The sequence below is a fragment of the Catenuloplanes sp. NPDC051500 genome, from assembly GCF_044454585.1.
Taxonomy (GTDB): domain Bacteria; phylum Actinomycetota; class Actinomycetes; order Mycobacteriales; family Micromonosporaceae; genus Catenuloplanes.
In genome coordinates this window covers 12,144-37,748 of record NZ_JBITDX010000004.1, presented here as the reverse complement: position 1 = coordinate 37,748, position 25,605 = coordinate 12,144, and the positions used below count along the sequence as shown (strand labels likewise).

Sequence of the window (25,605 nt, the reverse complement as noted above, 5' to 3'; positions counted from 1 at the left end):
CCAGCGGCCGGATCACCCCGCATCGTGGCCGAAGCTGAGGTGCGTGGTGATCCGGTACCTGTCGCCGCGGTAGATGGACCGCGCGAACTCGACCACCCGGCCGGACGTGTCCCGGGTGGTCCGCTCGAAGAGCAGGGCCGGGGCGTGCAGCGGTACGCCGAGCAGCTGCGACTCGAGCGCGTCCGTGACCGTGGGCTCGGTGGTCTGCACCGCACCTGACACGATGACCTCGAACCGCATGCGCAGCAGCTGGTAGAGCGACCCGGACTCGACGTCGGCCGGTTCCAGGCCGGGGACCAGCACGGCCGGGATCCTGATCCGTTCGATCGCCATCGGTGCGCCGTCCACCACCCGTACCCGCTGGATGTAGAACAGTTCCGAGCTGGGTGACAGCTCCATCCGGCGGCCGAGGCGCGCGCCCGCGGGCTCGACCCGGAAGTCGATGACCGCGCTGCGCCAGTCGCCCTCCGCGGGCGGCACGTTGAAGTTCCCGGCGGTGGCCGGTGCGAGTTCCTGCGAGATCTTCCGCGGCGTGGTGAACGTGCCGCGCCCGTGGCTGCGCACCAGCAGCCCGTCCCTGGCCAGGTCCTCGATGGCGGCCCGCAGCGTGGGGCGGGAGACGCCGAACTGTTCGCTGAGGTTCCGCTCGGACGGCATCATCTCGCCGGGCCGGCTGCCGTCGATCAGCTCCCGGAGCAGTTCCCGGACTTCGGCCCGTTTCATGATCGGCACTATACCAAGACGCACACCCATTTCTTACCACTGGTAAGCGCTAAACCGGGCAAATCAAACGCTAAGTGATCCCTATATCTCTGTAAGGAGTCTTGACTTTAACCAGTGGTTAGACCAGCGTTACTCCCCAACGCGAGAAACCCTCACCCCCAGGGGAGCACATCGTGATAAATGCCCTGACCCGCCGCCGTGCGCTCGGCGCCGCGCTCGCCGTCCTCACGCTCGGCACCACCGCTGCCTGTGGCGGAGGCGAGGCCGAGGACGGCCCGGTCACCCTCAACGTCTGGCTGATGAAGGACTCCGCGCCGGACGCGGTGCTCCAGCAGGTCGACACCGAGTTCAGGAACGCGCACCCGGGCGTCACCGTCTCCGTCCAGATCCTCGAGTGGGACGGACGCGACGTGAAGTGGAAGACCGCGCTGGCCAGCGACACCCCGCCGGACGTGCTGGAGATGGGCAACACGGACGTGCTTGCGTACGCGGCCTCCGGCGGGCTGACCGATCTGACCGGCCGCGAGTTCGAGAACCGGGCGACGTGGCTGCAGGGGCTGACCGAGGCCGGCAGCTACGAGGACAAGCTCTACGGCGTTCCGTACTACGGCGGCGACCGCGTGGTCATCTACCGCAAGGACCTGTGGCAGAAGGCGGGACTGTCCGCGGAGCCGGCCACGCTGCCCGAGCTGAGGGCCGCGGGCGAGAAGCTCCAGCAGGCCAACGGCGGCGATTTCTCCGGTCTCTACTTCCCCGGCCGCTACCAGTACGCCGCGCTCCCGTTCCTCTACGACACCGGCGGCGTGATCGCCACGCGGAACGGTGACAGGTGGTCCGGCGCGCTCTCCACGCCGCAGGCACAGGCCGGGTTGACCAATTGGGCCGACCTGGTCAAGGCGGTCTCCAAGGCGCCTGCCGACGTGGACGAGACGAACCTGCCGGACGTGCTAGCCCAGGGCACCGCCGGCATGATCATCGGCCAGGCGTGGATGGTCGGCTCGATCGGCAAGGAGCACCCGGAGCTTGCGGACCAGCTGGCCGCGTTCCCGGTGCCGGGCACGTCCGGGCCGATGCCCGTCTTCCTCGGCGGCTCCAACCTCGCGTCCGCGGCCGCGAGCCGGCACCAGGATCTGGCCTACGACTGGATCAGGCTGATGACCGGCACGAAGTATCAGACGTTGATCGCGCAGGGCGGCCTGCTGCCGAACTCGACGAGCCTGTCCGGCGCGGTCACCGGCATCACGAAGATCCAGATGGACGCGGCCGCGCGGAGCTGGTTCACGCCGACCTCGGTCAAGTGGTCCGACGTGGACAACGCGCAGGTGCTGATGGACATGCTGCAGTCGATCGCCGCAGGTGACGCCACGGTGGCCGAGGCCACGAAGAAGGCCGACGATCAGATCAACCAGATGCTGAACGCGGCCTGACCCGGCCATGACCACGACCATCGCCCGGCCGGCGGTCTCCCCGCCCGCCCAGGTCACGAAAAAACGGGTGGTAACGCCCTACCTTCTGCTTGCCCCCGCCACAGTCGTCGTCTTCGCGACGCTGCTCTACCCGGTCGGGCGAATGGTCGCGCTCAGTTTCCAGCGTGGGAACCTCGGCGATCTGATCACCCGCCGCACGGTCTGGGTCGGCCTGGACAACTACCGGGCCGTCCTCAGCGATCAGGTGTTCTGGACAGTGCTTCCCCGTACCCTCGGATTCGCCGCAGTGTGTGTGGCCCTGACCCTGGTCATCGCCACCGGCTGTGCGCTGCTGCTCCAGCACGCCAGTCAGTGGGCGCGGGTGACGCTCTCGGTCGGCATGGTGATCGCCTGGGCCACGCCGGTGCTGATCGGCGCCGTCATCTTCAAGTGGCTCTTCGACGCCGAGTTCGGCGTGGTGAACTGGCTGCTCACCGAGTCCGGCCTGTGCGACTGCCGGCACCGCTCCTGGCTGGGCGATCAGTGGTCCGCGTTCGCGGTACTGGTGTCGATCGTGGTGTGGGGTGCGGTGCCGTTCGCGGCGCTCTCCGTCTACGCCGGGCTGCTCACCGTGCCGCCGGAGCTGGGCGAGGCCGCGCGGGTGGACGGCGCGGGCGCGATCCGGATCTTCCGGCAGATCACCTTCCCGCTGCTGCGGCCGATCTACGCGATCCTCACCGTGCTCTCCGTCATCTGGGACACCAAGGTCTTCCCGCAGGTCTGGCTGACCACCAAGGGCGGGCCGTACCAGGGCACCGTGATGTTGGGCGTCTACATCTATCAGAAGGGCATCGTCAGCTCGCAGTTCGGCGTCGCGTCCACGATCGCGGTCCTGATGACGATCATGCTGGTCGGCCTCTCCTGGTTCTACATCCGCACCATGCGGCAGGAGGCGCGGTGAAAGCGCTGATCAACACCGCGTGCGTGCTGCTCGCCGCACTGTTCGTCTTCCCGGTCTACTGGATGGCGTCGACCGCGTTCAAGCCTGATCGAGACATCGTCAGTTACCCGCCCCGATTCGTACCGTGGCCGCTTGAATTCGGTCATTTCGGTCGGGTTCTCGGCGACGCCGGGTTCTGGGCCGCGCTGCGTGCCTCGCTCACCGTCACCGTGACAGTGGTGACGACCGGGACGCTTGTCGCGTTGCTGGCCGCGGTCGCGCTGGCCCGCTTCACGTTCCGCGGCCGGACCGGGTTCGTGCTGGCGCTGATCGTGGTGCAGATGATCCCGGGCGAGGCGCTGTTCATCCCGTTCTACCTGACGCTTCGCGAGACCCACCTGCTCGGGCAGCTCGGCGGCCTGATGCTCGTCTACCTGTCCTTCACGGTCCCGTTCACGGCCTGGATGCTTCGCGGCTTCGTCGCGTCGATCCCGTTCGACCTGGAGGAGGCCGCGGCCGTCGACGGCGCGAGCCGCTGGCAGACGTTCTGGCGGGTGCTGTTCCCGCTGGTCGCGCCCGGCCTGCTGGCCACCTCGATCTTCTCGTTCATCACGGCCTGGACCGAGTTCACCTACGCCTATGTGCTGATCAACGATCCCTCGAACTATCCGCTGCCGATCTACATCCAGTCGTTCATCGGCCGCGACGACGTCGACTACGGCCCGCAGATGGCCGTCGCGTTCCTGTTCACGCTCCCGGTCGTCGTCTTCTTCCTTCTGGTTCAACGCCGGGCTGTCGCAGGCATGAGCGCCGGCGCGGTCAAGGGCTGACTCCTTCTCACCCCCCAAAGGAGCAAAAAACAATGAAAACCGCATCGAGGGTACGTACGGGAGCGCTCGCCGCTGCCGCACTTGTGACGGCGGCCGGTGGTCTGCTCGTCACGACCAACGCCTCCGCGGAAACCGCCGCCGGGCCGTGTGGCGTGCTGTTCGACGACTTCAACTACGCCTCCTCCGCCGACGCCGCGTTCACCGGGCACGGCTGGACCGCCCGCAGCAACGCCGGCGGCCCCGGCGTGCCCGGCGCGTCCTGGTCCGCAGCGAACATCACGTTCCCGACAGTGGACGGTCAGAAGGTGGCGCAGCTGCAGGCGTCCACCGACGGCACCGCGGCCGGCACCACGCACGCCGAGTTCCTGCAGAACCAGCTGCGGTTCTTCGAGGGCACCTACGCGGCGCGAATAAAGTTCTCGGACGCGCCGGTGAGCGGGCCGGACGGCGACCACATCAACGAGACGTTCTTCGCGATCGGGCCGGCGCAGCGGTACGACTACGACCCGCTCTACTCCGAGCTGGACTTCTCCGAGTACCTCCCGAACGGCGGCTGGGGCGTCACCGGCTCGATCAACTATCAGACCAGCTGGAACGGGTACAAGGAAGATCCCTGGGACCCGTACAACGCGCACTCCCAGCAGACCGGAAGCCTGGCCGGCTGGCACACGGTGGTCGGCCAGGTCGCGGGCGGGCACGTGAAGTACTTCATCGACGGCGTACAGGTCGGCGACCACACGGTGTCCGAGAAGGACGCGTCCTGGACCGTCTACCCGCGTGCGGCGATGTCGATCAACTTCAACCTGTGGTTCATCGACCTGGCGGCGCACAACGGCGGGCGGGCGACGTACCAGGAGCACGTGGACTGGGTCTACTACGCGAAGAACGAGTCCGTCTCGCCTGCGGACCTGAGCTCGCGGACCACGGCGTACCGCAGCGCCGGCACTGTCCACCAGGACACGCTCACCACCGGGGGCGGCTGCTCGCCCTCCACCACTCCCCCGGCCACGCAGCCGCCGACGACGCAGCCGCCGGCCTCTTGTGCGGGTGCGAGCCCGTGGGCGTGGGGCACCGTCTACCTGGGCGGTGACCGCGCCACCCACAACGGCCACCTGTGGCAGGCGAACTGGTGGACGCAGGGCTCCGAGCCCGGTCTCACCGCGCAGTGGCGCGACCTCGGCACCTGCTGATTCCCTGTTTCGCGCGCCGCTCTCTCCGTCACCATGGAGAGGGCGGCGCCATACAGTCTGGAGTGAGGACCTCATGCTGATCCCCCGTCCCGTCTCGATCTCGGACAGTTCCGGGTCGTTCGCGCTCACGCCGGCGACCGCGATCCACGCGCCAGACGCGCCGGAGGTCGCCGCGCTGCTCCGCGAGCTGCTCACGCCGGTCACCGGTCTGCCGCTGCCGGACGCGGCAGGCGCCGGGGCGAACACGATCGCGCTGCTCGTCGACCCGGGCGCGGCCGACCTGGGCGCGGAGGGCTATCGACTTGACGTGGCGCGCACCGGCGTGACTGCTGTGGCGACCGGGGACGCCGGGCTCCGCTGGGCCGTGCAGGCGCTCCGCCAACTGCTGCCGGTCGAGGCGTTCGCACCGGGCCCGGTCGCCGCGGCCTGGACCGTCACCCCGGTCTCCATCGTGGACACACCGCGGTACCCGTGGCGCGGCCTGCTGCTGGACGTGGGCCGCTGGTACAAGCCGGTCGCCTGGCTGCGCACGGTCGTCGACCTGCTGGCGATGCACCGGATGAACGTGCTGCACCTGCACCTCACCGAGGACCAGGGCTGGCGGTTCGAGGTACGCAAGCATCCGCGACTGACCGAGATCGGCGCGTTCCGGCGGTCGTCGCCGGCCGGGCACGAGACGGACAACGCGAGTGACGACACCCCGCACGGCGGCTTCTACACCCAAGACGAGCTGCGTGATCTCGTCGCCTACGCGGCGCGGCGCGGCGTCACGATCGTCCCGGAGATCGATCTGCCCGGCCACATGCAGGCGGCGATCGCGGCGTACCCCCGGCTCGGCAACGACCCGGCGAACCCGCCCGAGGTGTGGACCCGGTTCGGCGTCAGCCCCCGGGTGCTCAACGTCGCGGACGAGACAGTCGCGTTCGTCAAGGACGTGCTGGACGAGCTGATGGACGTCTTCCCGAGCCCGTGGATCCACCTGGGCGGCGACGAGGTCCCGCTGGACGAGTGGCGCGCCTCCCCGGCCGCCGCCCGCCGGATTGCCACCGAGGGCCTGGCCGACGCCGGCGACCTGCTCGGCTGGTGGCTCCGTCAGGCCGCGGCGCACGTCACCGCGCACGGCCGCCGCCCGGTCCTCTGGGACGAGCTGGTCGGCCAGGGCGCGCCCGCGGACGCGATCGTGATGGCCTGGCGCGGGCACGACCGGATCGCCGAGGGCCTACGCGACGGACACGACGTGGTCGCCACCCCGCACGAGCACCTGTACCTGGACTACCCGGCCTCGGACGCGCCGGGCGAGCCGCTCTCCATCCGCAGCGGCTATGCCGACGGGCACGGTCCCACCACGCTTGACCACGTGTACGCCTACCGCCCCGAGCCCGCCGGCCTCCCCCAGGACCTGCCGTCCCGGGTGATCGGCGTGCAGGCCAACCTGTGGTCGGAGTACCTCCCCACCCCGGCCGGAGCGGAGTACCACCTGCTCCCCCGCCTGGCAGCGGTCGCCGAGGTCGCCTGGGGCGCCCGCTCCGACGCCGCCACCTTCCACACCCGGCTGGCCACCCACGTCCGCCGCTTCGACGCCGCCGGCCTCACCTACCGCCCCCTCGACTGAGCGGCGGGGATCGCGCGGTGGCAGCACCGGCTCCGCGGGTCCTGACAGCAGGCGTTCGTGTCGGTCGGGCGCCTGCCGTACGCGGGTGCCCGCCGCGCACGCACTGGGACCTGCTCCTGGAGCGCCGGTCGATCGCCGAGCCGGAGGACGCGGCTCGTCCACTCGGCTGTGAACGACGCGGCCGCGGCCTGAACGGCGACAAGAACCCGCACCGAAGCAGCAAGCCTGTCAGCCCTGAACCCGCCCGGTTATACAACGCCACCAACGCCTCAACAGCGACCGGCCGACACGACTGCGCCCCGAGCTGCCACAAAGACCCGCACCGAAGCCACCAGCCGATCCAGACCGCGCTTGGCCATGATGTCGCGCGGCGAGCCCTCGCGCGACCACGCCCCCAGCGGTATGCGGCGCGACCACCGCCCAGCGGGAACCTTGACCGACGCGACGAACGCCAGGCACGCAATTCCAAGCGCGATCACGTGCCCGGCGTCCATGCCGGATACCGGCGTCCACGCCGCATGCCAGCATCCACGCCGCATGCCAGCATCCACGCCAGCTGCCAGCGCCCACGCCGCACGCCAGCGCCCACGCCGCACGCCAGCGCCCACGCCGCACGCCGGCATCCACGCCGCACGCCGGACGCCGGCATCCACGCCGCACGCCGGACGCCGGCATCCACGCCGCACGCCAGCATCCACGCCGCACGCCGGCATCCACGCCGCACGCCAGCATCCACGCCGCACGCCAGCGTCCACGCCGCACGCCAGCGTCCACGCCGCACGCCAGCGTCCATGCCGCATGCCAGCGTCTATGCCGCATGCCGACGTTGCCGTGCGGTCTGTTGCCGGGCGCCCTGCGGAGGGCGCCCGGCAACAGACCATGAGGCAGGGCGGCGGCGCTGCCACTGCACCACGAGTTCGCTACCTTTATCGCGATATTTCGGGCACGAAGTGCCCGTACCCCACCACCCGCCTATTGCCGGTCGCCCTCAGCACCCGAATTTCACGACGTAGCCGCCACCCGTCCCGCGTTACCGCAGCCCGACCTCGCAAGCAGCACCGATCGCGGCGGGATCACCCGGTCCGAGCCGGCCCGCCATCGGGCCAGCGGATGATCCCCCGTAGCGAATTAATCAACCGGCGCGAACTGGCGAGCAAGATTCATCCGCGAGCTCTCGCGGATTCCGGACCGCTCCCGATCTCGCCGCGGCCTTAAGGATCATTCAGTGGTACGAAAGATAGGTCAACTTCGTCGATGACCATGCTTTTCGTACCACTGAATGATCCTTAAGGCGTGCGACGGCGTACTTCGTCCTGTTTGCCCGATGGGAGTATCGCCCGGCGTCGGGTCGCCGACCCGAGGTCCCCAGCGCGACCGACAGTGGTCCGGCTCGCTGATCGTCACTACGCCCGTATCGACTGCGAAGCGGATCGGGCACCCCGTGCCCGACTTTTCATGACAAAGGAGCCCGGCGTCCACCGGAAGTCGTGGTGCGTTGCCAAGCCCCGATGGGTCTGCAGCCAGTCGCTCGCAAGGGGCTCCCGCCTGCGACTTCGAGCCCGGCGATACCTCCGCCGGCGCGGTTGTCGCTCGGTGCTCCCGCCCGACATTTTCGCTCAAAGGCGATGCCGCCCACGCGCGGCACTTCCAAGGTCCATGCATCTCCGCCTGCCCTCATGACGGCCCGGAAAGGCCGCCAGGATCTAGCAAGTCGGCTGGAGCACTCGAACAAGGCCCTAAAGCTGGTCGCCGGGCAAGGCTATCCAGCGCTCGATGAACCAACCTCTTTATAGCCATATTTCGAGCATGATGTGCCCGTTGCCTCCGCAGCCGACCACGTCGCGGAGGCGCGAGACGCGAGACGCGAGACGCGAGACGCGAGACGCGAGACGCGGAGACGCGGAGACGCGGAGAACGCGGAGAACGATTGGTGGGCCTGTCTGATGCCGGTCGTCCTAAGGTTCATCAGACACGCAAATCTTGGCCTCCTTGGAGGCACGCCCACGCCATGCTATATCGGCGATATGTCGCATTCGGTCTCGCTCGGCGGCGGTGAATGGGCGGCGAACGCCGACGCAAGCGCCGCGATGACCCCGCTCACTGCGCACGTCCGGCATGGACACTCGCGCACCGCAGCAGCCCGAGGGGTCAGGAGCACCTGTCAGATCCCGGCCTCGGCGCCGGTTTCACGACCGCCTCAGCCGCCACCGAGACGATAGCCGGACCCGCGGACAACTGCCGGAAGCCCACGCCGAGCACCCTTCAGCCCATCCCGAACCGGCGCATCGTGCGCAGCCACAGGTCCGGGTGGCCCTCAGCCTCATCGGCGCGGGCGCGGGAGCGGCGGGACAGGGCGATGCCGAGCGTGCGGGCCGGTTCCGGCGGGAACGGCATGGGCCTGCGGCGGACGGTGGCGAGATCCGCAAGTTCGGTGCGGCGGCCGGAGAGTAGATCGAGGCTGACCCGCGCGGCGAAGCGGGTGGCGGACACGCCGAGGCCGGTGAAGCCCGCGGCGTAGGCGACCTTGCCGCTGTAGGCGGTGCCGTGGAACGCGAAGAAGCGTGTGCTGGCGTCGACGGCGCCGCCCCACTTGTGGCTGAAGCGGACGCCGTCGAGCTGCGGAAACGTGTGGAAGAAGTGGCGGGCCAGCGTCTCGAACGACGCGGGGCGCTGGGCCAGCGCGGGCGCCATCCGGCCGCCGGCGTGGTAGATCTGGTCGTAGCCGCCGAAGAGGATGCGCCGGTCCGCGGTGATCCGGTAGTAGTGGAAGCGGTTGCCCAGGTTGGAGATGCCCTGGCGCTTTTTCCAGCCGACGGACGCGAGCTGCGCGACGGAGAGCGGCTCGGTCATCAGCGCGTAGTCGTAGACCGGCGCGACGAAGTGCCGGAGGCGGCGCAGCAGCGGCGGGAACGCGTTCGTGGCCAGGACCGCCTTCGGGGCGCGGACGCGGCCGTGCGCGGTGGTCAGGTGCACGGTGAGGCCCTCGTCGGACAGGCCGGTGACGCGGGTGTGCTCGAAGATCCGGACGCCCTGGCCGAGGGCGGCGCGGCGCAGGCCCCAGGCGAGTCTGGCCGGGTCGACGAGCGCGGTGCCACGGCGGTCCCAGGCGGCGTAGAGGTAGGTCGGCGAGTCGACCTCGGCGCGCACGGCGGCGGAGTCGAGCAGGCGGACGGTCCGGCCGTACGCCATGGCAAGCACCGCGCTCTCGGCCAGCTGCGTCACCTGGTACGGCTCGGTCGCCACCTTCAGCTCACCGGAGCGGGTGAAGTCGCAGTCGATGCCGTACCTCGCCACAGCCGCCTCGATCCCGTCCAGGTTCTCGGCGCCGAGCTGCTCCAGCCGGGCAAGCTCGGCCGGGAAGCGCCGGTGGCCGTTGGCGAGCCCGCCGGTGAGGCTTGTCGCGCAGAAGCCGCCGTTGCGGCCGGACGCGGCCCACCCGCAGGTCCCCGCCTCAAGCACGACCACGTCACGCGCGGGATCCTGCTGCTTGGCGAGCAGCGCGGCCCACAGCCCGGCGTAGCCGCCGCCGACGATCGCCAGGTCCGCGTCCCGGGCGCCGGAGAGCGGTGGCAGCGCGTCGGGCCGTTCCGGGCGATCCAGCCAGTACGGGACCGGAGCGGCGTCCCGCAGCGCCTTCATGAGGCCCGGCGCCTGTTGACGAGTTCGCCGCCCAGCACGGCGAGCACCGCGATGCCGAACATGGCCGTGCCGATCACGTTCACCTGCGGCGGGATGCCGCGCTGAGCCGCGCCCCACACGTACATCGGGAAGGTGACCGTGGTGCCGGAGTTGAAGTTCGTGATGATGAAGTCGTCGAAGGACAGCGAGAACGACAGCAGCGCGGCCGCGACGATTCCGGGTGCGACAAGCGGCAGCGTGATCCGGCGGAACGTCTGCCACTCGCCCGCGTAAAGATCCATCGCGGCCTCCTCAAGGCGCGGGTCCATGCCGGCCAGCCGCGCCTTCACTGTCACCACGACGAACGACACGCAGAACATCACGTGCGCGATGACCACGGTCCAGAAGCCGAGCGACACACCGCCGGCCACGAAGAGCGCCAGCAGCGACGAGCCCATCACCACCTCGGGCGTGGCCATCGGCAGGAAGATCAGCAGGTTGGTCGCGGACCGGCCGTGGAAGCGGTGCCGGGCCAGCGCGAACGCCATCAGCGTGCCGAGCACTGTGGCGATCAGCGTGGCCAGCAGCGCGATCTCGATGCTCCGGCCGACCGCGTCGCACATGTCGCCGGGGCCGCACGGGTTCGCCCAGTTCTCCAGGGTGAACCTGTGGAAGTCGTACGAGAGGCGGCTGCTCGGCTCGTTGAAGGACAGCCCGGCCACCACGGCGATCGGCAGCATCAGGTAGAGCAGGACCAGCAGCCCGGCCACGAGCACCCAGTTGCGCCTCACAGCACCTCCTCCGTGCCGGAGCGGCGCACGTAGACGAACACGATCGCCAGCACCGCGGCCATCAGGATGAAGGAGAGCGCGGCCGCCTGCGGATAGTCCAGCCGGACCAGGAACGCGGAGTCGATCACGTTGCCGATCATGTACTGCCGGGGCGTGCCGAGCAGCTCCGCGTTGATGTAGTCGCCTGTTGCCGGGATGAAGGTGAGCAGCGTGCCGGCCACCACGCCGGGCATGGTCAGCGGCAGCGTGACCTTCCAGAACGTACTCGCCGGGCCGGCGTAGAGGTCACCGGCGGCCTCCAGCACGCGCAGGTCGAGCCGTTCCAGGTTCGCGTAGAGCGGCAGCACCATGAACGGCAGGAAGTTGTACACCAGGCCCATGATCACGGCGGTCGGGGTGGCCAGCAGCCTGCCGTCCGCGCCAAGCAGGTGCACCGCGCGCAGCGCCTCGACAAGCGCGCCGTGGTCGGACAGGATCGTCTTCCAGGCCAGCGTGCGCACCAGGAAGCTGGTGAAGAACGGCGCGATCACGCCGACAAGCATCAGGTTCTTCCAGCGGCCGGCCCGGTGCGCGATCGCGTAGGCAAGCGGGTAGCCGATCAGCAGGCAGACCACGGTGGCCACGGCCGCGTAGCCGAACGAGCGCAGGAAGTGCCACCGGTAGACGTCGAGCGCCTCCGGGTAGTTGCCGAACGACCACGTCATCGCATAACCGGTGCTCAGCGAGCCGGACGGGTCGTAGAGGCTTGTCGCGCCGAGCTGGATCAGCGGCACGGCGAAGAAGAGCACCAACCACAGACCCGCGGGCAGCAGCAGGAGGTACGGCAGCAGCCGGCGCCGGCCGTACCGTGGCAGGGGTGGTGGCGCCTTCGGCCTGAGCGCCGCGCTGCTCATGCGACGTCCGCGAGCGCGTGCGTCGAGTCGCCGGCGTCGTGCGCCCGGTCGAGCAGGAACGCGTGCGCCGGGTTCCAGGCCACGCAGACGCTCACGCCGGGCTGGAGCAGGCCGCCGAGGCCGGTGTTCGGTACGAAGACCGTCAGCTCGGTGTCCCAGGCCGTCCGCACTAGATACTGCGTGCTGACGCCGACGTAGGACGAGTCGGTGACCGTGCCGGTGACGTGCTGAAAGCCGGACGGGACCGGATCGTCGCCGGTGAGCAGGCGCATCTTCTCCGGGCGTACCCCCAGATAGATTTCGTCGCCGGTGGCGTGTGACCGCGCGGCCGGCACGGTGAACCGCGCCCCGTGCGCCGTGATCAGCAGATCGTCGCCGCTCCGCGCGGCACCGCCGGTCCCGGCGAGCAGGTTGGACTGGCCGAGGAAGTTCGCCACGAACGGCGTCGCCGGGAACTCGTAGATCTCGGCCGGCGCGCCGAGCTGCTCGATCCGCCCGGCGTTCATCACCGCGACCGTGTCGGCCATCGTCATGGCCTCCTCCTGGTCGTGCGTGACGTGCACGAACGTGATGCCGACCTCGGTCTGGATGCGCTTGAGCTCGATCTGCATCTGCCGGCGCAGCTTCAGGTCGAGCGCGCCGAGCGGCTCGTCGAGCAGCAGCACCTGCGGGTGGTTGACAAGCGCGCGGGCCAGCGCCACACGCTGCTGCTGTCCGCCGGAGAGCTGGCTCGGGCGGCGTCGGCCGAACCCGTCCAGCTGCACAAGCGACAGCATCTGCTCGACCTGCGGCGTGACGTTCTTGACGCCCTTGCGCCGCAGGCCGAACGCGATGTTCTCGGCGATGCTCAGGTGCGGGAAGAGCGCGTAGCTCTGGAACACGGTGTTGACCGGCCGCTGGTACGGCCGCAGCCGGGTGATGTCCGTGCCGCCGAGCGTGACCTGCCCGGCGGTGGGCTCCTCAAGGCCGGCCACCATCCGCAGCGTGGTGGTCTTGCCGCAGCCCGACGCGCCGAGCAGTGCGAAGAACGCGCCCTGCGGCACGGTGAGCGTCAGGTCGTCCACCGCGGTGAACGGCCCGAAGCTCTTGGTCACGTTCGTCAGGCGCAGATCGCCGCTCATCCTTGCTCTCTCTTCACGAATCAGGCGCCGACGACGGCCCGGAACTTCTGCTCGTACGCCTTCTCGGTCGCCTCGTCGAGCGCCATGAAGCCCTTGGCCTTCGACGTGACGGTCTCGTCCGGGAAGACAAGCGGGTTCGCCGCCAGCTCCGGGTCGATCTTCTCCGCCTCGGCCCGCGCGCCCTCGACCGGGCAGATGTAGTTCACGTAGGCCGCGACCTCGGCCGCCACCGCCGGGTCGTAGTAGTAGTCGATAAGCGCCTCGGCGTTCCCCTTGTGGGCCGCCTTGTTCGGCACCTGCAGATCGTCGGAGAACAGGATCACGCCCGACTCCGGCACGACGAACCGCACCTTCTCATTGTCGGCGGAGAGCTGGAAGATGTCGCCGGACCACGCCATGCAGGCCGCGATGTCGCCGCCGGCCAGCTCGGTCGCGTAGTCGTTGCCGGTGAACCGGCGGATCTGCCCGGAGGTGACCGCCTTCTCCAGCTTGGCGAGCGCGTCGTCGAACTGCGCGGCAGTGAAGTTCGACGGGTCGTGCCCGTTCGACTGGAGCAGCAACCCGATCGTGTCCCGCATCTCGGAGAGCGCGGTGACCTTCCCCTTCAGGTCAGGGCGGGTCAACAGCTCGTCAACGGTACGGATCTCGCCTGTCACATCTCCGTTGTAGGCGATGCCGGTGAGCCCGGCCTGCCACGGCACCGAGTACTCGCCCGCCGGGTCGAAGGCCCGGTTCCGCAGCGACGGGAGCAGGTTCTTCTCCACCGCCGGCATCTTGGCCCGGTCAAGCTTCTGCAGCCAGCCGAGCCGGATCAGCCGCGCGGCCATCCAGTCGGTGAGCACGATCAGGTCGCGGTCCGTCGGCTGGCACGCGGCGAGCTGGTTCTGCACCTTGCCGAAGAACTCGTTGTTGTCGTTGATGTCCTCGGTGTAGGTCACCGCGATGCCGCTCTTCGCGATGAACGCGTCCAACGTGGGCCGCTTCGACTCATCGGCCTCGTCGACGTCGATGTAGAGCGGCCAGTTCGAGAACGCGAGCGTCTTCTCGGCGCCGGAGAGATCCTCGCTCACGCAGGTCTCCGCGGTCTGCGTCTGCCCCTCGGTACCGCAGGCTGCCAGGGCGCCACCGGCCGCGACAAGCGCGGACGAGGCGAGCGTGCCCCGCATCAGCGTGCGCCGGGAGAGCGGGAGGGCGGCGATGACCGCGGACGCCTCCGGTGACATCGGTGTGCGGGGTGTCTTACGCAATGAAGCTCCTCGAGTGAAGGCCGGCCAGGGGGCGGGATCAGATTAAACGAACCCGTTTCATCTATGAGATGAACTCTGACCAGGGAATCCGTCGTCAAACTGTCGTTGCGCGACGAAATACCGCACACTCATCGGCGTATCGGTGACGAGGGAGGCTGCGCATGGCCCAGAGCGCAACGGCTGGCAACGGCCGGCGACTCACCATTCGTGACGCGGGCCACCCATTGCTTGACGAGGTGGGCCTGCAGATCATCGAACAGCTGCAGCAGGACGGGCGCCGCCCCTATGCCGCGATCGGCAAGGCGGTCGGGCTGTCCGAGGCCGCGGTCCGGCAGCGTGTGCAGCGGCTTCTCGACGCCGGCGTCATGCAGATCGTGGCCGTCACCGACCCGCTGCAGGTCGGCTTCCACCGCCAGGCGATGCTCGGCGTCCGTACCACAGGCGACCTTCAGACGATCGCCGACCGCATAGCCGAACTCGACGAGTGCACCTACGTCGTCATCACCGCCGGATCCTTCGAGATCCTCGCGGAGGTGGTCTGCCGCAACGACGACCATCTGCTCGAGATCCTCCAGCGGATCCGGTCGGTGGAGGGCGTCCTGTCCACCGAGGCGTTCGTCTACCTCAAACTACGGAAGCAGACGTACTCCTGGGGCACGGCCTAATCGCCGATCACCGCTGGAACTCGGTCAGGCGCCGAGGTGGTGATCCTCGTGCTTACCGAGGTGGTCCTCAGGCTTGGTCTGAAGGAGCCAGGCCAGCGGCACCCGCGCCAGTTCTTCATAGACCTTGGCCGAACTCAGACCGTAGAGCCTCACCGTCTGCGCGGCGTCGCGGGAGACCACCCAGTAGTGCTCGATGCCGACGGACGCGTATTCCTTGCGCTTGATGACCTCGTCCATCGCCTCGGAACCCGGCGAGACGATCTCGATCGCCAGCAGCAATCCCGCCGGAAGCAGCCACACCCCATCCGGAGGCGACGTCTCCCACACACTGATGTCCGGAATCCGGCCGCCGTCACGCCCCTGCCCGGCGATGCGGATGCCTGCCACCTGGAGGATCTGCTCTGCGGGCCAGCCCGCAAGAAGAAACCAGGCGAACAAGCGGCTCGCTATGACCGCGTGTGCGGAATCGGCCGGCGGCATGACAGACAGAACCCCCTCAGGGCTGGTCTCATACCGGTGACCATGTTCGTCTGCGGCATTCATCTCGGCCAAATGGTCGAGCGTCACGACCGGCGGCATGGACTTGCCGATAGCGTCAGCGCTCATGCCCTGATCGTACGCGCGCGCCGCACACGGTGAGGCCCCCGGACCACGAAGGGGTCCGGGGGCCTCGGGGTCGCTTTACGAGAGCGGCGCGCCGCCCGGCTGGACGGCTCCGTTCACGGTGAGCGAGTACGGCGCGTACTGCTGGACCTGCTCGGTGGGCTCGTCGTAGGCGACGACCGCCACCACCTTCGGGAAGGCGGTGAGCAGGAGCAGGGAGAGCTGTCCGAGCTTCAGGCTGTTCTTGCCGTCGTACTCGAACTGCCAGCTGATCCCGTGCGCCTCGTCGATGCCGATCAGCTTGACGTTCCAGCTGTCGACAGGGGTCGGGGAGACCTCGGACGGCGAGTCGAACGGGGCGAGGCTGGAACCGTCGCTGATCGTGGTGCCGCCGAGCGTGATGTCGTCGACGAGCAGGCCACCCTCGTTGACACCGCCGTCGGAGACGTACCGGATGCTGATCAGCACGTTCTGCCCGGCGTACGCCGACAGGTTGTAGCTGTGCGGCTCGAAGCCCGCCGTCGTGCCGTTCAGGCCCGGGCCGAGCGGACCGGCGACGGTCTTGTCCCCGGCGATCGGCGTGTACGTCTTGCCGCCGTCGGTGGACACGGACACGTAGCCGTAGTCGTAGTCGGCCTCGGCGCCGTACTTCGCGAGGAAGTTGAGCGTCGGGGAGCCGGCCGGCACCGCGGCCTTGAACACGGCAGCGGCGTCGGTGTTGTTCTCGTTGCCGGAGAACAGCACCGGGTTGCCGGCCCGGTCCGGGTCGTTGCTGACGACAGTCCACGCGAGCGGCTGGGTGGGCAGCGTCTTCGCGCCGGTGAACTGCACCGAGCGAAGATCCTTACCCTTCAGCGCCTTGCCGTTGCGGTCCTGGAGCAGCACGTAGTCCGCGCCGTTCGGAGCCGCGCCGGGGGTGGCGTACGACGCCGGGTTGGCGAGGTTGACCGTGGAGTTGAGGCTGGCGCTTGTGACCCGGCTCTTCGGGACGCCGAGCGAGACGCCGAACCGGCCACCGACGATCTTGTCCAGCAGCACCATCGACTGGTAGTCGTGGATGAGCTGGTAGACGTCCTTGACGCCTTCCTTCTTCGCAAGCGCGGCCACGCTGGCGATGCCCTGCAGGCTCGCGTCGCGGTGCAGCGCGGTCAGGAAGTCCGCACCGAACCGGTCGTGCAGGAACTGCATGAACTCGTAGGCGTTGCCGTAGTCGGCGAGCACCGCGGCCGGGTTGCTGCTCTCGTCCCAGAGGTTGAGCGAGTTCTCCGGGCCGCCGCAGTCACGCGGGTTCGCGTTGTAGTCGGTCTTCACCGGGCCGAAGCCCTGGAAGCAGACCAGGTGACCGTCCTGGCCCTTCTCGTACACGGTGGCGGCCGTGTTCGAGTAGCCCACCAGGTATTGCGCGTAGTCGGACAGGCCCTCGTTGACCCAGGTCGACTCGTTCTGGTCGACATAGGACAGCAGCAGGTGCTGCCACTCGTGCGCGAACGTGCCCTCGTAGGCCCGCGGCCGCGCCGGGCGGCTGGTGCAGGGGTCGGCGGTCGGCTCGTTGGCCGGGTTGGCACCGGTGCGGTGCGCCCAGTCGAACGCGTCGATCGTCATCACGTTGCGGTCGGTGTAGTTGTTGATCGCCGACGAGAAGAAGCCGGCGATGTAGGTGCTGGCGGCCGGGAAGTCGTAGTAGTTGTCGTCCCGGACGTTGTCGACGAGCGTGACGGTCTTGTCGCCGTCACCCGTGAAGTCGAAGCCCGCAAGCCCGGCGGCGGACCCGTCACGGTCCGGCGGCGTGCTGAACGCCGCGGTCTCCTTCGGGAACATGTTGGTGTCGAACTCGGTGACCAGGCCGTTGACCTGCGCGTCAGTCACGACCGTCGCGCCGGTGGGGTTACGGCAGTCACCCGCGGGGAAGGTCGTGTCGTTCGCGACCCAGACCTCGATCTTGTCGCCCACGCCGCGAAGCGTGAACTCCTTGAGGTAATAACCCTGGGTGTCGTCGAGCGCGAGCCAGGTGCGCACCGTGCCGACCGGTGGGGTGGCGGCCGCCGCGACGGCGGGCGCACTCTTCCGGTTCGCGGACGGCGGGAGGTCGAGCGTGAAGCTCTTGGCCTTCTCCTGGTCCAGCTCACGCATGTCGCTGGCCTGGGGCGCAATCGTCCCGCCGGGCTCGGCCGACGCGGGTGACGCCGGAAGCAGGGCCACAAGCGGCAGAGCCGTTATAACGGCCACCGCTCCTCGGACATGGCTGCGTGCCATGAAGCTCCCTTCGGAGGGGTTCTTGTCCGGACCGGCATCGATCTGAGCTTGGCAAATGCATCGATCGCCGGGCCGTTCGTGACCTTACGCCGAAGGCACGACAGTGGCCCGCCCACAGGAAGCTTCAAGGGAAATCCCGGCCAACACCATTCGAACAAAATCCCAAAAAGGGCAAACTCGTCCGCGGGTACGTCCTAAGCTGCGGTTCTTTGCCGGAAAAGGGAAGATCAGGCCGGCGGGATGACACGGAGATGTCCGCGCCTGCCGGTCTGCGGCCCGGGCTGTCCCGGCGCCTTCTTCTGCTCGTAGTCCTCCGGGCGCTGCTGCACCGGGCGGGCCGCCTCGCGCACCGCGTCGGCAAGCGCGAGCAGATCGTCGGTGGTCGGCGGCGGCGGCGTGAACTCGCCCTCGTGCCGCACCAGCTCCCAGCCCCGGGGCGCGGTCAGACTGCGCGCGTGCGGCTCACACAGGTCATAGGTGTGCGGCTCGGCGAACGCGGACAACGGGCCGACGACGGCCGTGGACTCCGTGTAGACATAGGTCAGCGTCGCGACGGCCTGCCGGGGGCAGCCGTTCCGGGAGCAACGCCGTGGTGACCTCACGGGCAGAACCGTATCTCCCTTACCCGTTCGGCGCCCGCGCGCGCGAATGCGACACGCCGACCGCACGATGATCACGATTCGGCGACACGCGGGAAACGGTCACGCCGGGGGCACACCACGCGCCGCTCCCGCGGGTCTACGCTGGGTTCGTGACCGAGCGGACCAGCCAAGCGATGTCCGGGCCGACAAGTGCCGGCCCTGGCCGCCGTCCCCGTCGCGACCGCCACGGGCGCGGCCTGCGCGGCCGCCTGGTGCCCGCCACAGTCCCGCTGGCCCGGACGAAGGCGGAGATCTTCGACGACCTGGTGCTCGACACGGTCGAGAGCTTGGAGCGGCGATATGCGAAGGAGCTGGCCGGCGTCGAGTTCGCGGTCGAGGACGTGCCGCCGGACCTGAACGTCTACGACAGCGACGTGCTTGAGGACGGCGAGGTCCCGCTGGCCCGGCTGCTGCCCGGCCGCCCCGGCCGGCAGGAGGTCCCGCCGCGGATCGTGCTCTACCGCCGGCCGCTCGAGTTCCGCGCGATGGACCGCGAGGACCTCGCCGACCTGGTGCACGACGTGATCATCGAGCAGGTGGCGAACCTGTTGGGCGTCGACCCGGACGAGCTCTCCTCGTAAACCTCGACGAGCGCCCCCCGGCGGCCCGTCCGGCCGACATCGTCTACATGCACGTCACGCGCGTCAGGCCGCGCGGCGCTTCAGCTTGCGGCGCTCCCGCTCGGAGAGCCCGCCCCAGATCCCGAACCGCTCGTCGTGGCCGAGCGCGTACTCAAGGCACTCGCCCTTGACCTCGCAACGGCCACAGATCCGCTTCGCCTCACGCGTCGATCCCCCCTTCTCCGGGAAGAACGCCTCCGGGTCGGTCTGCGAGCACAGTGCTCGCTCCTGCCACTCCGGCGCGTCCCCGAGCAGGTCGGCCACTTCCACTTGGCCGTCCATCAACGTGCCTCCTTCGTCGCCGGCGGGTTCCGCCGGCTGATCCCCCACGCGGAAGCGTGTCCAGCTACGTACGTACCACACCCCGGTTCACCATCTGACAGTTACTGTCTGAAAGACGGTCTACTGTCCGATTAGCGGCAATCGGTTCGCACATCCCCATCGAAATTACACGCGTGTTATGCGTGCGTCGTCAAGCCGAACCTGATAAATAGGGCCAGTTTCCCGAGCGCCACCGTGACGTGGTCTCGTAACCTGCCCTATCGATTCAGACCCGGCCGGGGTAACGCCCGATCGGCGTGGCGTGCTGGAAAAAGATCAGACGCGACCGTACGCAGTGGTCCGTTGACGCGCCGGACGCCCGGCCTTCGCCGCGATGTCGTGCAGCTGGGCGACGGTACGCGCGGAGCCGTGGTCCGAGCCGGCCATCCGGGAGATGGTCTCCTCCATCAGCGTGCCGCCGAGATCGTTGGCGCCGCCGTTGAGCATCTCGGCCGTACCCTCGTCGCCGAGCTTCACCCAGGAGCACTGGATGTTGGAGATGCGCCCGTGCAGCAGCACCCGGGCCATCGCGTGCACGACCCGGTTCTCCCGCCACGTCGGACCGGCCTTCGCGATTCCGGCCAGGTAGATCGGCGCGTTGGTGTGCACGAACGGCAACCCGACGAACTCGGTGAAGCCGCCGGTCCGGTCCTGGATGCCGGCCAGCACCCGGAAGTGCTGAAGCCACTGTCGCGGGTGGTCCACGTGTCCGTACATCATGGTGCTGCTGGACCGGATGCCCACCTCGTGTGCGGTGCTCACCACGTCGATCCAGGCGGACGCGGGCAGCTTGCCCTTGGTCAGCACCCAGCGCACGTCGTCGTCGAGGATCTCCGCGGCCGTGCCCGGAATCGTGTCCAGGCCGGCCTCCTTCAGCTCGGTAAGCCACTCGCGCACCGGGACGCCCGCCTTCGCGGCCGCGGTCACGATCTCCATCGGCGAGTACGCGTGCACGTGCATCCCCGGCACCCGGCGCTTCACCGCGCGGACGATGTCGGCATAGGCGCTGACCGGCATCTTCGGGTCGATGCCGCCCTGCATGCACACCTCGGTGGCGCCGAGCTTCCACGCCTCCTCGGCCCGGTCCGCGACCTGCTCGACGGAGAGCCGGAACGCGTCCGCGTCCCGCTCGCGCTGGGCGAACGCGCAGAACCGGCAGCCCACGTAGCAGACGTTCGTGAAGTTGATGTTCCGGTTGACGATGTAGGTGATGTCCTCGCCGACCGCGGCCTTCCGCAGGTCGTCCGCGATCCGGGCCAGCTCGTCGAGTGCGCTGCCGTCCGCGTTGAACAGTGCCATCGCCGCGTCGGTGTGCTCCTCGCGCAGCAGCGCGCCCGGGTCCTCGGACGCGAGCTTGAGCCCGGCCAGCACATCGGACGGCAGGTTCTCCCGGGTGCCGGTCGAGGTGCGCTCCGCGTGGGCGGCCACGTCGTCCCAGTCGCCGTAGACGGAGTCGAAGTCGCCGCGCCGGTCCTCGGTACGGCCCTCAGTGTCGATCGCGGTGTTCAGGTCGGTGCGGCCGCCGGGGACGAACGCGTCGTCCGGCTCCTGCCACGGGCGGCCCACAGGCATCGCGGACTCGTCGGCCAGCCCGGTCGCCGCGTCGGCAAGCGCGGTCACGTGACCGAACACGCGCGGGTCGATCCACGGGTCGCCGCGCCGCACGTAGTCCGGGTAGACGGTCAGCCGCTCGCGCAGCGTGAAACCGGCCTCGGCGCTGCGCCGGGCCAGCTCGTCGATCTGCGGCCACGGCCGCTCCGGGTTCACGTGGTCCGGCGTCACCGGGGACACGCCGCCCCAGTCGTCGATGCCGGCGCGCAGCAGCAGCGCGAACTCGTCGTCGATCAGGTTCGGCGGGGCCTGGATGCGCATGCCCGGGCCGAACAGGATCCGGCCGACAGCGATCGTGGCGGCCAGCTCGTGCAGCTCCGCGTCCGGCATGCCGCGCATCGCGGTGTCCGGCTTGGCGCGGAAGTTCTGGATGATGACTTCCTGGATGTGGTGGTACTCGCGCTGCGTGCGCCGGATCGCGAACAGCGAGTCGATCCGCTCCGCGCGCGTCTCACCGATGCCGATCAGGATGCCTGTGGTGAACGGCACGCCCACCCGGCCCGCGTCGTCAAGCACGCGCAGCCGAACGGCCGGCTCCTTGTCCGGCGAACCGAAGTGCGGGCCGGACTTCTCCGACCACAGCCGGGTGGCAGTGGTCTCAAGCATCATGCCCATGCTCGGCGCGACAGGCTTGAGCCGGGTCAGGTCCGCCCACGACATCACGCCCGGGTTCAGGTGGGGCAGCAGGCCGGTCTCCTCGAGCACCGCCACCGCGCAGGCGCGCACGTAGTCGAGTGTGGAGTCGTAGCCGCGCTCGTCCAGCCACTGCCGGGCCGCGTCCCACCGGTCCTCGGGCGCGTCACCGAGCGTGAACAGCGCCTCCTTGCAGCCCTGGGCCGCGCCCTCGCGCGCGATCGCCAGCACCTCGTCGCGGTCCAGGAACGGCGCGGCCAGCTTGTGCGGCACGGTGGCGAACGTGCAGTAGTGACAGCGGTCCCGGCACAACCGGGTCAGCGGGATGAAGACCTTCTTCGAGAACGTCACCACGCCGGGGCGGCCGGCCTCGCGCAGGCCCGCGTCGCGGATCCCACCGGCGATGGTCAGCAGCTCGTCAAGCGTCTCACCGCGCGCGGCGAGCAGCGTGGTCGCCTCGTCCGCGTCGAGCGCCTTGCCCTCGGCGGCGCGGCGCAGCGCACGCCGCATGCTCGCCTCGGTCGGCTGGGGCTCCCCGGCCGCGGCCTCGGCCGGTGAGTACTTCTCCACCTGGATGGGCTGCACGCGTTCAGCCCGAGTCGATGACGCGGGTGTCCCGGTGTGTGTCCCGGTGTGTGGGTCAGGTAGAGAAACACTCATGCGGAAAGCCTAGGCCGTGGATCACTTGTGACCGGGGGTACGCCCCCCGGTAATTGTGATCACACGGCCCGTATTCGGCTCAGCGGAATAAATGCGTCACCGATCGTCTGTGTTCCGCTGTGTCTGCTCGTACCCGGGCGGCGGTCCCTGCGGGTAACCCGGCGGCGGGCCCTGCGGAGCAGGCGGCTGCACGTGCGGCGGCACCGAGGACGACGGCGGGCCGGACTGCGGCGGCCCGGACTGCGGCGGTGCGGACTGCGGTGCCGGGTACTGAGGGGCCTGGTGCGGCGGGCCGGACTGCGGGGCCGGCTGGTACGGCTGCTGCTGCGGGGCCGCGGGCGAGCCGGCCGGCGGCTGCACCGGGAGCGCGGTGGTCTGCTGCCCGTAGTGCTGCGGGTCCCCGTACGGCGCGCCGTACTGCTGCTGAGGCGGGTATCCGTACTGCGGCGGCTGCTGCTGGTACGGCTGCTGCCCCGGGTACGGCTGGCCCGGGTACTGCGCACCGGGCTGCCCGTACATGCCCGGCACCGGCTTCGGCCGCGGCGTGTAGTAGTTGCCCTGGTAGATCGACCACACGCCGAACAGCACCAGGCCGAGCACCGCGAGCCAGGCGACCCTGGCCAGGAAGCCGGTGAACAGGGCCAGGATCGAGTTGTCGAGCAGCCCGGCCAGGCCGAACAGCAGGCCGAAGAACACGCCGAGGACCGCGGAGACCGCAAGCTCGACAAGCGCGACAGTGACGATCAGCTTCGCCTTCGGCAGCGCCGGTGCGACGAACGCCGCCAGCAGGACCGCGATCAGCGGGAAGCCGATCGTGTACAGGTTGACGAAGTTGCCGAACGAGTAGGCCGCACGGCTGGAGAAAGCCTCGACGCCGGTCGTGGACGCCAGCAGGTCGAGCACGGCGACGAAGAGCAGCACGGCGTTCGCACCGAGCAGGACGATCGCCGCGGTCTCGCGCAGCGGCTCGACAAGCTGACGAGCGGGCTTCTGCCCGGTCGGCGCCGGGTCGGGTTGGGTGGTCACGGCTCCCCCTGGAGTCATGTGCGTCGTTGGACCGGCGCGGTTGTCCCGCGCAGCCTAACGGTCGGGCCGGACCGCCGCGACCGGCGGACTCCGGGATGAGTAAGGATTGGGGCATGCGTATCACGGTCTTGGCCGGCGGGATCGGCGGCGCCCGCTTCCTCCAGGGCGTGCGGGCACACGCGCGCACGCTTCCGGAAGGCGACGTCACCGCCGTGGTGAACGTCGCCGACGACACGCGCATGCACGGTCTGCGGATCTCCCCGGACCTGGACAGCGTGATGTACACGCTCGGCGGCGCGCACGACGCGGAGCGCGGCTGGGGCCAGTCCGGCGAGACCTGGACGGTAAGCGGCGAGCTGAAGGCGTACGGCGCGGAGCCCACCTGGTTCGGTCTCGGCGACAAGGACATCGCCACCCATCTGGTGCGCACCACCATGCTCGACGCCGGCTATCCGCTCTCCCAGGTCACCGAGGCGCTCTGCACGCGCTGGCAGCCGGGCGTGCGGCTGATCCCGGCCACCGACGACCGGCTGGAGACGCACGTCGTGGTGGACCTGCCGGGCGAGGGCCAGCGGGCGATCCACTTCCAGGAGTGGTGGGTCAGGTACCGCGGCGCCGTACCCACGAGCCGTTTTGTCTTTGTCGGTGCGGAGGCGTCGAAACCGGCGCCAGGCGTGCTCGACGCGATCGCGGAGGCGGACGTGATCCTGCTCGCGCCGAGCAACCCGGTGGTGAGCATCGCGCCGATCCTGGCCGTGCCCGGCCTGCGGGACGCGCTGCTGGCCGCGAAGGCCCGGATCGTCGGCGTGTCAGGCATCATCGGCGGCTCCCCGGTGCGCGGCATGGCCGACAAATGCCTGGCCACGATCGGTGTCGACTGCACCGCGGCAGGCGTGGGCGCGCTCTACGGCCCGCGCTCGGACGGCGGGCTGCTGGACGGCTGGCTGGTGGACACCACTGACGCCGGTCTGGAGATCCCGGGAATTGCTGTGGCGTCCGCGCCGCTCTGGATGACTGACGAGGATGCGACGGCCGCGATCGTGGCCGCCGCCCTGACACTCGCGGCCTGAGGCTCGCGGCATGAGCGGAGACAGCACCGTGTCTGACCTGCGGGTTCTTCCCGTCACCGGAATCTCGGAGATCCGGCCCGGCGACGACCTGGCCGTGGTGATCGCCGAGGCGGCGCCGTGGCTGCACGACGGCGACGTGCTCGTGGTCACCAGCAAGATCGTGTCGAAGGCCGAGGGCCGGCTTGTCGACGTGCCCGCGGCCGAGGGCCCGGCGTTCGACGCGGCGAAGGCGGAGGTGCTGCGCGGCGAGACGGCCCGGGTGGTCGCGAGCCGCGGGCCGACCCGGATCGTGCAGACCCACCACGGCTTCGTGATGGCGAACGCGGGCATCGACGCGTCGAACGTCGAGCGCGGCCGCCTGGTGCTGCTCCCCAAGGATCCGGACGCCTCCGCCCGTGAGCTGCGCGCCGCGCTCCGCGTGCGGACCGGCCGCAACGTCGCGGTGATCGTCTCGGACACGATGGGCCGGGCCTGGCGCAACGGGCTGATGGACGTGGCGCTCGGCAGCGCGGGCCTGGAGCCGATCGACGACCACCGGGGGCGTACCGACTCGTTCGGCAACGAGCTGCACGTGACGCAGATCGCGGTCGCGGACGAGTTGGCGAGCGCGGCCGACCTGGTCAAGGGCAAGGCGGACGGCGTACCCGTGGCGGTGGTCAGGGGTTATCTGCACGCGCCGCCGGACGCGGACGGGCCGGGTGCGCGCGTGCTGGTGCGGGACGGCGCCACTGACATGTTCGCGCTCGGGACGGCCGAGGCCCACGCCGCGGGCCTGCGCGACGCCGCTGATCTTCCGCCGGCGCCGCTCTTCCACCCCGCCCTGCCGCCGCTGCCGGAGGAGGAGGACACCGCCGCCGTGGTGCGGGCGATCGCGCACGCGCTGCCGGCCGCCGCGAACGGCACCCTCTTCACCCACGAGAAGACCCCCGCGGCGGTACGCGAGACGCCCCTGCCCTCCGCCACCACGGATCTGATCACCTGCACCCCGCCTGCGGAGTCTGTGCCGGCACTTATCCGTTTTGGTGCTGACGTGCACCGCCTGCGGGCCGCGCTCGCCGCCGAGGGCCTCGCCTCCGTGCCCCTCACCGAGGTCCCGCCGATCCTGCTGGCGGTAGGTCCCGCCTGATTCGT

At 69.6% G+C, this 25,605-nt stretch carries 21 protein-coding genes; 9 read left to right on the top strand and 12 right to left on the bottom strand.

Features of this window, described 5'->3' with window-relative positions:
• Window positions 1–12 precede the first annotated feature (12 nt).
• Window positions 13–723, bottom strand: coding sequence for a GntR family transcriptional regulator (locus ACIA8K_RS09450; protein ID WP_396056791.1), 711 nt, complete (start codon window positions 721–723; stop codon window positions 13–15).
• A gap of 173 nt (window positions 724–896) precedes the next feature.
• Between ACIA8K_RS09450 and ACIA8K_RS09445 the strand changes: the two genes are divergently transcribed.
• The 5 genes from ACIA8K_RS09445 (at window position 897) to ACIA8K_RS09425 (ending at window position 6,701) form a co-directional block, all read left to right on the top strand.
• A complete protein-coding gene (locus ACIA8K_RS09445) occupies window positions 897–2,150 on the top strand; it encodes an extracellular solute-binding protein (RefSeq protein WP_396056789.1) in 1,254 nt (417 codons plus the stop codon).
• 7 nt (window positions 2,151–2,157) lie between these two features.
• Window positions 2,158–3,090, top strand: a complete 933-nt coding sequence (locus ACIA8K_RS09440) for a carbohydrate ABC transporter permease (protein ID WP_396056787.1) — start codon at window positions 2,158–2,160, stop codon at window positions 3,088–3,090.
• A complete protein-coding gene (locus ACIA8K_RS09435; RefSeq protein ID WP_396056785.1) occupies window positions 3,087–3,899 on the top strand; it encodes a carbohydrate ABC transporter permease in 813 nt (270 codons plus the stop codon). Before ACIA8K_RS09440 ends, ACIA8K_RS09435 begins: the two co-directional genes overlap by 4 nt.
• Before the next feature lie 32 nt (window positions 3,900–3,931).
• A complete protein-coding gene (locus ACIA8K_RS09430; RefSeq protein WP_396056783.1) occupies window positions 3,932–5,089 on the top strand; it encodes a carbohydrate-binding protein in 1,158 nt (385 codons plus the stop codon).
• A 73-nt stretch (window positions 5,090–5,162) separates the two neighbouring features.
• The gene (locus ACIA8K_RS09425) at window positions 5,163–6,701 is read left to right on the top strand and encodes a beta-N-acetylhexosaminidase (RefSeq protein ID WP_396056781.1); all 1,539 of its coding nucleotides are present in this window, start codon (window positions 5,163–5,165) and stop codon (window positions 6,699–6,701) included.
• 2,262 nt (window positions 6,702–8,963) lie between these two features.
• On the opposite strand, the gene ACIA8K_RS09420 is transcribed toward ACIA8K_RS09425, so the two are convergent.
• The 5 genes from ACIA8K_RS09420 to ACIA8K_RS09400 are packed head-to-tail and all read right to left on the bottom strand — an operon-like array spanning window position 8,964 to window position 14,371.
• Window positions 8,964–10,340 (bottom strand): NAD(P)/FAD-dependent oxidoreductase, encoded by a 1,377-nt coding sequence (locus ACIA8K_RS09420; protein ID WP_396056779.1) that lies wholly within the window; start codon window positions 10,338–10,340, stop codon window positions 8,964–8,966.
• The gene (locus tag ACIA8K_RS09415) at window positions 10,337–11,110 is read right to left on the bottom strand and encodes an ABC transporter permease (RefSeq protein ID WP_396056777.1); all 774 of its coding nucleotides are present in this window, start codon (window positions 11,108–11,110) and stop codon (window positions 10,337–10,339) included. The genes ACIA8K_RS09420 and ACIA8K_RS09415 overlap by 4 nt, the downstream gene beginning before the upstream one ends.
• On the bottom strand, window positions 11,107–12,003 hold the full coding sequence (locus ACIA8K_RS09410; protein ID WP_396056775.1) for an ABC transporter permease: 897 nt from the start codon (window positions 12,001–12,003) through the stop codon (window positions 11,107–11,109). Before ACIA8K_RS09410 ends, ACIA8K_RS09415 begins: the two co-directional genes overlap by 4 nt.
• Window positions 12,000–13,124 carry an ABC transporter ATP-binding protein gene (locus ACIA8K_RS09405; protein ID WP_396056773.1) on the bottom strand — a complete coding sequence of 375 codons (1,125 nt, stop codon included), beginning with the start codon at window positions 13,122–13,124 and terminating at the stop codon, window positions 12,000–12,002. The genes ACIA8K_RS09410 and ACIA8K_RS09405 overlap by 4 nt, the downstream gene beginning before the upstream one ends.
• Before the next feature lie 20 nt (window positions 13,125–13,144).
• Window positions 13,145–14,371 (bottom strand): spermidine/putrescine ABC transporter substrate-binding protein, encoded by a 1,227-nt coding sequence (locus tag ACIA8K_RS09400; protein ID WP_396056771.1) that lies wholly within the window; start codon window positions 14,369–14,371, stop codon window positions 13,145–13,147.
• Between the two features lie 161 nt (window positions 14,372–14,532).
• On the opposite strand from ACIA8K_RS09400, the gene ACIA8K_RS09395 reads away from it, so the two are divergent.
• Window positions 14,533–15,036, top strand: a complete 504-nt coding sequence (locus tag ACIA8K_RS09395; RefSeq protein WP_396056769.1) for an Lrp/AsnC family transcriptional regulator — start codon at window positions 14,533–14,535, stop codon at window positions 15,034–15,036.
• Window positions 15,037–15,060: 24 nt separating this feature from the next.
• On the opposite strand, the gene ACIA8K_RS09390 is transcribed toward ACIA8K_RS09395, so the two are convergent.
• From ACIA8K_RS09390 to ACIA8K_RS09380, 3 genes are all read right to left on the bottom strand, one after another.
• A complete protein-coding gene (locus ACIA8K_RS09390; protein ID WP_396056767.1) occupies window positions 15,061–15,642 on the bottom strand; it encodes a Uma2 family endonuclease in 582 nt (193 codons plus the stop codon).
• 75 nt (window positions 15,643–15,717) lie between these two features.
• The gene (locus ACIA8K_RS09385; RefSeq protein ID WP_396056765.1) at window positions 15,718–17,892 is read right to left on the bottom strand and encodes a peptidase M6 immune inhibitor A; all 2,175 of its coding nucleotides are present in this window, start codon (window positions 17,890–17,892) and stop codon (window positions 15,718–15,720) included.
• 227 nt (window positions 17,893–18,119) lie between these two features.
• Window positions 18,120–18,494: a DUF3499 domain-containing protein gene (locus tag ACIA8K_RS09380; protein ID WP_396056763.1), complete on the bottom strand. Its 375-nt coding sequence runs from the start codon at window positions 18,492–18,494 to the stop codon at window positions 18,120–18,122.
• Window positions 18,495–18,667: 173 nt separating this feature from the next.
• On the opposite strand from ACIA8K_RS09380, the gene ACIA8K_RS09375 reads away from it, so the two are divergent.
• Window positions 18,668–19,114, top strand: coding sequence for a metallopeptidase family protein (locus ACIA8K_RS09375; RefSeq protein ID WP_396057619.1), 447 nt, complete (start codon window positions 18,668–18,670; stop codon window positions 19,112–19,114).
• A 63-nt stretch (window positions 19,115–19,177) separates the two neighbouring features.
• Here the strand turns inward: ACIA8K_RS09375 and ACIA8K_RS09370 are convergent, their stop codons facing one another.
• The 3 genes from ACIA8K_RS09370 to ACIA8K_RS09360 form a co-directional block, all read right to left on the bottom strand.
• Complete coding sequence (locus tag ACIA8K_RS09370; RefSeq protein ID WP_033339648.1) at window positions 19,178–19,435, bottom strand: WhiB family transcriptional regulator; 258 nt, start codon at window positions 19,433–19,435, stop codon at window positions 19,178–19,180.
• A gap of 315 nt (window positions 19,436–19,750) precedes the next feature.
• Window positions 19,751–22,228 carry a bifunctional FO biosynthesis protein CofGH gene (locus tag ACIA8K_RS09365; RefSeq protein WP_396057617.1) on the bottom strand — a complete coding sequence of 826 codons (2,478 nt, stop codon included), beginning with the start codon at window positions 22,226–22,228 and terminating at the stop codon, window positions 19,751–19,753.
• A gap of 246 nt (window positions 22,229–22,474) precedes the next feature.
• Complete coding sequence (locus ACIA8K_RS09360) at window positions 22,475–23,404, bottom strand: hypothetical protein (RefSeq protein ID WP_396056761.1); 930 nt, start codon at window positions 23,402–23,404, stop codon at window positions 22,475–22,477.
• A 113-nt stretch (window positions 23,405–23,517) separates the two neighbouring features.
• Between ACIA8K_RS09360 and cofD the strand changes: the two genes are divergently transcribed.
• Together cofD and ACIA8K_RS09350 are read left to right on the top strand one after the other, a co-directional pair.
• Window positions 23,518–24,474, top strand: a complete 957-nt coding sequence (gene cofD, locus ACIA8K_RS09355) for a 2-phospho-L-lactate transferase (RefSeq protein ID WP_396056759.1) — start codon at window positions 23,518–23,520, stop codon at window positions 24,472–24,474.
• A 10-nt stretch (window positions 24,475–24,484) separates the two neighbouring features.
• The gene (locus tag ACIA8K_RS09350; RefSeq protein WP_396056757.1) at window positions 24,485–25,600 is read left to right on the top strand and encodes a coenzyme F420-0:L-glutamate ligase; all 1,116 of its coding nucleotides are present in this window, start codon (window positions 24,485–24,487) and stop codon (window positions 25,598–25,600) included.
• The last annotated feature ends 5 nt before the right edge of the window (window positions 25,601–25,605 follow it).

What these genes read in the sequence shown, in the direction of transcription:
- ACIA8K_RS09450 (WP_396056791.1), bottom strand. Translation starts at nt 723, where the DNA reads ATGAAACGGGCCGAAGTCCGGGAACTGCTCCGGGAGCTGATCGACGGC.
- ACIA8K_RS09440 (WP_396056787.1), top strand. Translation starts at nt 2,158, where the DNA reads ATGACCACGACCATCGCCCGGCCGGCGGTCTCCCCGCCCGCCCAGGTC.
- ACIA8K_RS09430 (WP_396056783.1), top strand. Translation starts at nt 3,932, where the DNA reads ATGAAAACCGCATCGAGGGTACGTACGGGAGCGCTCGCCGCTGCCGCA.
- ACIA8K_RS09425 (WP_396056781.1), top strand. Translation starts at nt 5,163, where the DNA reads ATGCTGATCCCCCGTCCCGTCTCGATCTCGGACAGTTCCGGGTCGTTC.
- ACIA8K_RS09420 (WP_396056779.1), bottom strand. Translation starts at nt 10,340, where the DNA reads ATGAAGGCGCTGCGGGACGCCGCTCCGGTCCCGTACTGGCTGGATCGC.
- ACIA8K_RS09410 (WP_396056775.1), bottom strand. Translation starts at nt 12,003, where the DNA reads ATGAGCAGCGCGGCGCTCAGGCCGAAGGCGCCACCACCCCTGCCACGG.
- ACIA8K_RS09405 (WP_396056773.1), bottom strand. Translation starts at nt 13,124, where the DNA reads ATGAGCGGCGATCTGCGCCTGACGAACGTGACCAAGAGCTTCGGGCCG.
- ACIA8K_RS09395 (WP_396056769.1), top strand. Translation starts at nt 14,533, where the DNA reads ATGGCCCAGAGCGCAACGGCTGGCAACGGCCGGCGACTCACCATTCGT.
- ACIA8K_RS09390 (WP_396056767.1), bottom strand. Translation starts at nt 15,642, where the DNA reads ATGAGCGCTGACGCTATCGGCAAGTCCATGCCGCCGGTCGTGACGCTC.
- ACIA8K_RS09385 (WP_396056765.1), bottom strand. Translation starts at nt 17,892, where the DNA reads ATGGCACGCAGCCATGTCCGAGGAGCGGTGGCCGTTATAACGGCTCTG.
- ACIA8K_RS09375 (WP_396057619.1), top strand. Translation starts at nt 18,668, where the DNA reads ATGTCCGGGCCGACAAGTGCCGGCCCTGGCCGCCGTCCCCGTCGCGAC.
- ACIA8K_RS09370 (WP_033339648.1), bottom strand. Translation starts at nt 19,435, where the DNA reads ATGGACGGCCAAGTGGAAGTGGCCGACCTGCTCGGGGACGCGCCGGAG.
- ACIA8K_RS09365 (WP_396057617.1), bottom strand. Translation starts at nt 22,228, where the DNA reads ATGCGGCGTGCGCTGCGCCGCGCCGCCGAGGGCAAGGCGCTCGACGCG.
- cofD (WP_396056759.1), top strand. Translation starts at nt 23,518, where the DNA reads ATGCGTATCACGGTCTTGGCCGGCGGGATCGGCGGCGCCCGCTTCCTC.
- ACIA8K_RS09350 (WP_396056757.1), top strand. Translation starts at nt 24,485, where the DNA reads ATGAGCGGAGACAGCACCGTGTCTGACCTGCGGGTTCTTCCCGTCACC.